Origin of the sequence: Algibacter aquimarinus, from assembly GCF_039543265.1 — a bacterium.
In the GTDB taxonomy this organism is placed as follows: domain Bacteria; phylum Bacteroidota; class Bacteroidia; order Flavobacteriales; family Flavobacteriaceae; genus Algibacter_B; species Algibacter_B aquimarinus.
Genome location: NZ_BAABJK010000020.1, coordinates 23,228 through 29,391, shown reverse-complemented (window position 1 = coordinate 29,391; position 6,164 = coordinate 23,228). Strand labels below are relative to the sequence as shown.

The following is a 6,164-nucleotide window of genomic DNA, read 5'->3' as shown; positions in this document are numbered from 1 at the left end:
TGGTACTACATTTGTGGAAGAGTAGGTCGTCGCCTTTTTTGAATCCCGATACATTTTTTGTATTGGGATTTTTTTGTTTTATATTGACGTAGATATAAGTTTTGAAAATTCTGTCCATTTTAGTGAATTTCAATAATACGAAGAGTAAAATTTAAATTGAGAATAAAAGTTTTGTTTATATAATAAGTTCTCGATATGACTTTAAAAAAAACATCACTTTTACTGATCTCAATCTTGTTTTATGATTATAAGAAAATCTGTGTGACGAGTAATAATCTAAAATGCCAAATAGAATCTGTTCTTTATTTAATAAAGTAGTAAAAACAAAAAATCCCGTAAACTTAAGTTTCGGGATTTTTTTGTGGTACCTCCAGGAATCGAACCAGGGACACAAGGATTTTCAGTCCTTTGCTCTACCAACTGAGCTAAGGTACCTCGCCAAAGCGGTTGCAAATATATATTCAATTTTATAATTCGCCAAAATAATATAATAAAAAATGTTTTTTAGTTGTACTTTTCTTTTTAACATCCTTTTAAGTTGCTGTTTGTTAACAAAATATGTTAAATAAGAATATATATTCTTTATGGTTTTATAAATTTACACTCTTTCGCTAGGATGTATGAATTTAATTATTGATGTAGGTAATTCACTTGTAAAGCTTGCGGTGTTTAAAAATGATAAGATTAAACACAAAGAAACTGTGGAGATTGATTTAGTCTTAGAACATATATTTTTGCTAAAAAAGAAATATAAATTAATAGATAAATTGATTATATCATCTGTTGGAAAGTTCAAGGAAAAGGATTTAAGTATTATAGAAGAATCATTCAATTCCTTAATTTTAAATTCTAAAACTAAATTACCTTTCGACAACTTATACAAAACTCCAAAAACACTCGGTGTTGATAGAATTGCTTTAGTTAGTGCTTCTGTTAATGAGTTTCCAGAAAATAATGTGCTTATAATTGATGCAGGTACTTGTATTACTTTCGATTTTATTACTGATGAGAATAAGTACTTAGGAGGAGCAATTTCTCCAGGTTTGAGAATGCGCTATAGAGCTTTAAATAATTTAACAGCTAATTTACCGTTATTAGATACAGAAATACCAGACGATATTACAGGAAACTCTACAGAACAATCAATTCATTCTGGAGTTGTAAATGGTACGTTGAAAGAAATTGATGGTGTTATTAAAGAATATGAACAAAAATATTCAGATTTAACAGTTATTTTAACAGGCGGAGACGCTAAATTCTTGTCTAAACAATTAAAAAGTAGCATATTTGCCAACTCTAATTTCCTTTTAGAAGGACTTAATTATATTTTACAATTTAATTCAAATAAATGATAAAAAAACTTGTAATAGTTTTTATAGCTGTTTTTTCAATTCAGGCCTACGCTCAAGAAGGTACAGCATCACCTTACTCGTTTTACGGTATTGGGAGCTTAAAGTTTAAAGGAACTGTAGAGAATAGAAGTATGGGAGGTTTAAGTATTTACATGGATAGTATCCATATGAATTTGAGAAATCCAGCGGGCTATACAGGAAACAATTTAGAGTCTTACCGAAAAGAAAGTAGACCTGTGAAATTTACCGTAGGTGGAACACATACAATTGTTGATTTAGAAAGTAATAATAGTAGCGCCAGTGCAACATCATCAACATTTGATTATTTGGCTTTATCTGTTCCCATGGGAAAATTTGGTTTAGGATTTGGTTTGATGCCTTTTACATCTGTAGGTTATAAATTAGAATCTCTTGATAATAATGGTAATATTTCTAACAGATTTAATGGTACTGGTGGTGTAAACAAAGCTTTTCTTGGTTTAGGTTATCAGATTACTGAAAACTTAAGTATTGGTATTGATGCACAATATAACTTTGGTAATATTCAAAATAGTACTATAGAGTTTGTATATGATGATGATGATTTTTTAACACAAAATCAATCAAGAGAGAACAATAGATCAGATTTAAGCGGATTAAGTTTTAATCTGGGTCTTTATTATAAAACACTTTTAAACAAAAAGTTAGAACTTGTTTCTGGATTAACTTTTACACCAGAAAGTAATTTATCATCTAAAAATGAAAGATCTTTTTCTACCATAACAATCAGTAGTGCTTCTGGGCAAGAGTTTGTTAATAATACAATAGAAACAGATTTAGGAGCACTAGGATTACTAGAAACAGATTTAATATTACCGTCTAAGTTTTCCGTTGGTGCAGGAATTGGACAACCAAGAAAGTGGTTTGCTGGAGCAGAATTTACATCTCAGAAAACAAGTAATTTTTCTAATCCATTATATACAAGTGTTGGTACAACATATGAAGACGCTACTACTTTTTCATTTGGAGGATTTTACATACCACAGTACAACTCCTTTTCAAGTTACTTTAAACGAGCTGTATATAGAGCTGGTTTACGTTACGAGAAAACAGGATTAAATATAAATAACGAATCAATAAATGAGTTTGGCATATCTTTTGGTATAGGATTACCAGTAGGAAATGGATTGTCTAGCGCAAACTTAGGTTTTGAGATTGGAAAGCGTGGAACCACTAACAGTAATTTAATACAAGAGAATTTCATAAATTTCCAATTAAGCTTATCTTTGAGCGACAGATGGTTTGAGAAAAGGAAGTATAACTAACAGCTTAAAATTTTTATCATGAAAGCGAAAATTACATTATTAACATTATTATTTATAGGACTAAACTTTAGTTTTGCTCAACAAGATGAGGAGTGTATGACTAAACTCTCTATATTTCATGAATATGTTAAGGCAAAAAATTATGATGCAGCTTACGAGCCTTGGATGGCAGTAAGAAATAAATGTCCAAAATTTAATAATGCCATTTATATAGACGGTGAAAAGATTTTGGAATACAAAGCAGAAAACTCAACAGGTGCTGATAAAGAAGCTTTTTTAAATGATTTGGTAAAACTTTGGCAAGAAAGAGCAGAGCATTTTCCAAGTAAAACACCTAAAGGTGAATACGCAGCAAAAGCGTGTCAGTTAATGTATAACAATAAAGAAGTAATGCACAAAAGTACTGAAGAACTTTATGATTGTTTTGATGCTGCATATAAACTAGATAAAGATACTTTTACCAACCCGAAAAGTTTATATACTTATTTTTCTTTGATGGTAGATTTATTTGATAAAAAACTAAAAACAGATGCTGAGTTATTTAACAAATATGATGATGTTGCAGAAAAAGTTGAAGACGAAGTAAAAAATTACTCTGAAAAGCTAAATAAGTTAATATCTAAAGAAGAAGCTGGAACAGCGTTAACCAAAAAAGAAGGTAGATATAAAAAGTTTTATGAAAGTTACTTAAAAGCTTATGATCAAATATCTACAGGGATTGATAGAAAATTAGGTGACAGAGCAAATTGTGAAAACTTAATTCCACTTTATACTAGAGATTTCGAAGAGAATAAAACGAATGCACTATGGTTACAGAGAGCTGCTGGAAAGATGTCTGAAAAGGAATGTACAGATGATCCATTATTCTTTGATTTAGTGAATGCATATCATAAAATAAGCCCTTCAGCAAACTCTGCATACTATTTAGGTATTTTAAAAGATAAAGAAGGAAAAAATAAAGAAGCTATTGAGTTTTATGAACAAGCTATTAGTTTAGAAACAGATGACTTTAAAAAATCTAAACTTTATTATAGAATTGCAACTAAATTAAGAAAAAGAGGTAGTTATGGTTCTGCAAGAAACTATTATAGAAAAGCATTAGCGCTGAATCCATCAAATGGTCGTCCTTATTTAGCTATTGCTGGTATGTACGCTTCAAGTGCTAATAATTGTGGAGATACTACCTTTAATAAAAGAGCGGTTTACTGGTTAGCTGCAGATGAAGCTAGAAAAGCAGCACGCGTAGATCCTACATTAAGTAAAGCAGCTGGACAATCTGTTGCTAATTACTTGGCAAAAGCACCATCAAAAGCTGATATTTTTAACTGTGCTTGTTCAGGGCAAGTTATCAAAATTGGTTGTTGGATTGGCTTATCTGTAACAGTACCATAATATTTGATGATACTTAAGTATACATATAAAATAATATTCATAGTCACAGTTTTTATTGTGACTATGTTTTTTTCATGTAACAACAATTACCAAAAGGTTCAGCAAATGGGTATATCCGAAAATGAACCCATTGGCGTCGCAGAACATATAAATTTAAAGTATACCGATTCTGGTAGAGTAACAGCAAACCTCTTAAGCGCTAAAATGTTGGATTACTCAAATAGAGATTTTCCGTATAACGAATTTACAGAAGGTGTTACTTTGTATTTGTTTGATAGGGAAAATAAAAAAAACACGGTGGTTTCAGATTATGCCATAAGCTACGACAAAACCAATTTGATAGATTTACAAGGAAACGTTAAAATAATAACTCATACAAACGATACCTTATTTGCAGAGCAATTATACTACGACAATAAGAAAGAATGGATTTACACTAATCTACCAGTTCGTTTTAGACAAGGTAATGATATGATTTATGGTAATGGCTTTGATTCTAATAAAAATTTTACAAACGCCGAAGTACTTGAGGTAACAGGCGTTATTACACTTGAAGAATAATTCTTTTTATTAAAATTACCTTTAGCTATTTTAATTATCTTTGTGGTTAATAAAAGTTGGTAATTTAACCTATGAAATATTCAAAGATTTTTCAATACGCTTACTTAGTGTTTGCTGCATTATTTATTTATGATGCTGTTTCAAAATACATGAGTAAAGGTGAAATAGTTTATCCATCCATACTACTAGCTGCACTGGCTATATTTATGTATTTCTTCAGACAAAAGTTTAGAAAGAAGTATGATAATAAAGATAACGCCAACTAATGGGCATTTACTTGGTTATAATAATTGTTTCATTAATTCTTTCAGCTTTTTTTTCGGGAATGGAGATTGCTTATGTGTCTTCAAACAAAATACACATAGAAATTGAAAAAAAGCAAGATGGGATATTAGCAAAAATTTTAACCAGATTAACAGCAAAACCTTCAAAGTTTATTACTACAATGCTTATTGGAAACAATATAGCTCTTGTTATTTATGGCTTTTTTATGGGCGATTTATTAGTAAGCTGGTTTCAATCTTTCTTGCCAACATCAAACAATTTGGTTAACTATTTACTTACCGATTTAAGTTTATTGTCGCAAACCATAATATCAACGCTAGTAATATTAATTACAGCAGAGTTTTTGCCTAAAGTTTTTTTTCAAATTTATGCTAATAAGCTTATTAAAGCATTAGCGGTTCCTGCTTACATATTTTATTTGTTATTCACATTTATATCAGACTTTGTTATTTGGATTTCAGATTTAATTTTAAAAACCTTTTTCAAAACGGAAGGTGACCAAATTCAGCTTGCCTTTACAAAGGTAGAATTAGGGAACTATATTAGCGAGCAAATGGAATCTGTTGAAGAGCACGATGAAGTAGATACAGAAATACAAATTTTTCAAAATGCTTTAGAGTTTTCTGAGGTAAAAGCACGTGAAGTTATGGTTCCGCGTACAGAAATTATTGCTGTAGAAATTAGTGAATCTATAAAAACATTGAATGCGCTGTTTACAGAAACAGGATGCACAAAAGTATTAGTTTATAAAGACACTATAGATGATATTTTAGGTTATGCACATTCATTCGAATTGTTTAAAAAACCTAAAACGATTAAAGCAATGATGTTGCCTGTAGAGTTTGTTCCAGAAACAGTGCTTATTAAAGATGTACTTGGTGTATTGACCAAAAAACATAAAAGTATTGCTGTGGTTTTAGATGAATATGGAGGTACTTCTGGTATTATGACTGTTGAAGATATTGTTGAGGAATTATTCGGCGAAATTGAAGATGAGCATGATTCGGTAGATCTTATAGAAGAAAAATTAGATGAATCTAATTATAAGTTTTCAGCACGTTTGGAGGTAGACTATATAAACGAAACCTATAAAATTAATCTTCCTGAAGGAGAGAATTATGAAACCTTGGGAGGCCTTATTGTAAATTATACTGAAGAAATTCCTGAACAAGACGAAATTGTAAAAATTGATGATTTTGAATTTACAATTTTAGAAGTTTCAAATACCAAAATCGATATGGTTGAAGTTAAACGATTACAAGAAGATTAA

6 protein-coding genes and 1 tRNA gene are annotated in these 6,164 nt (G+C 30.2%); 6 read left to right on the top strand and 1 reads right to left on the bottom strand.

Annotated elements, in window-relative coordinates; translation table 11 throughout:
• Nucleotides 1-362: 362 nt before the first annotated feature.
• Nucleotides 363-435, bottom strand: a tRNA-Phe gene (locus ABD939_RS15720).
• Between the two features lie 185 nt (nucleotides 436-620).
• Between ABD939_RS15720 and ABD939_RS15715 the strand changes: the two genes are divergently transcribed.
• The 6 genes from ABD939_RS15715 (at nucleotide 621) to ABD939_RS15690 (ending at nucleotide 6,164) form a co-directional block, all read left to right on the top strand.
• Nucleotides 621-1,352, top strand: coding sequence for a type III pantothenate kinase (locus tag ABD939_RS15715; protein WP_345170553.1), 732 nt, complete (start codon nucleotides 621-623; stop codon nucleotides 1,350-1,352).
• The gene (gene bamG, locus ABD939_RS15710) at nucleotides 1,349-2,656 is read left to right on the top strand and encodes a BamG family beta-barrel-assembly machinery protein (protein WP_345170551.1); all 1,308 of its coding nucleotides are present in this window, start codon (nucleotides 1,349-1,351) and stop codon (nucleotides 2,654-2,656) included. Before ABD939_RS15715 ends, bamG begins: the two co-directional genes overlap by 4 nt.
• An 18-nt stretch (nucleotides 2,657-2,674) precedes the next feature.
• A complete protein-coding gene (locus tag ABD939_RS15705) occupies nucleotides 2,675-4,048 on the top strand; it encodes a tetratricopeptide repeat protein (protein WP_345170549.1) in 1,374 nt (457 codons plus the stop codon).
• 6 nt (nucleotides 4,049-4,054) lie between these two features.
• Nucleotides 4,055-4,609 (top strand): LPS export ABC transporter periplasmic protein LptC, encoded by a 555-nt coding sequence (gene lptC / locus ABD939_RS15700; RefSeq protein WP_345170547.1) that lies wholly within the window; start codon nucleotides 4,055-4,057, stop codon nucleotides 4,607-4,609.
• Nucleotides 4,610-4,680: 71 nt separating this feature from the next.
• On the top strand, nucleotides 4,681-4,875 hold the full coding sequence (locus ABD939_RS15695; RefSeq protein ID WP_345170545.1) for a hypothetical protein: 195 nt from the start codon (nucleotides 4,681-4,683) through the stop codon (nucleotides 4,873-4,875).
• A complete protein-coding gene (locus ABD939_RS15690) occupies nucleotides 4,875-6,164 on the top strand; it encodes a hemolysin family protein (protein ID WP_345170543.1) in 1,290 nt (429 codons plus the stop codon). The genes ABD939_RS15695 and ABD939_RS15690 overlap by 1 nt, the downstream gene beginning before the upstream one ends.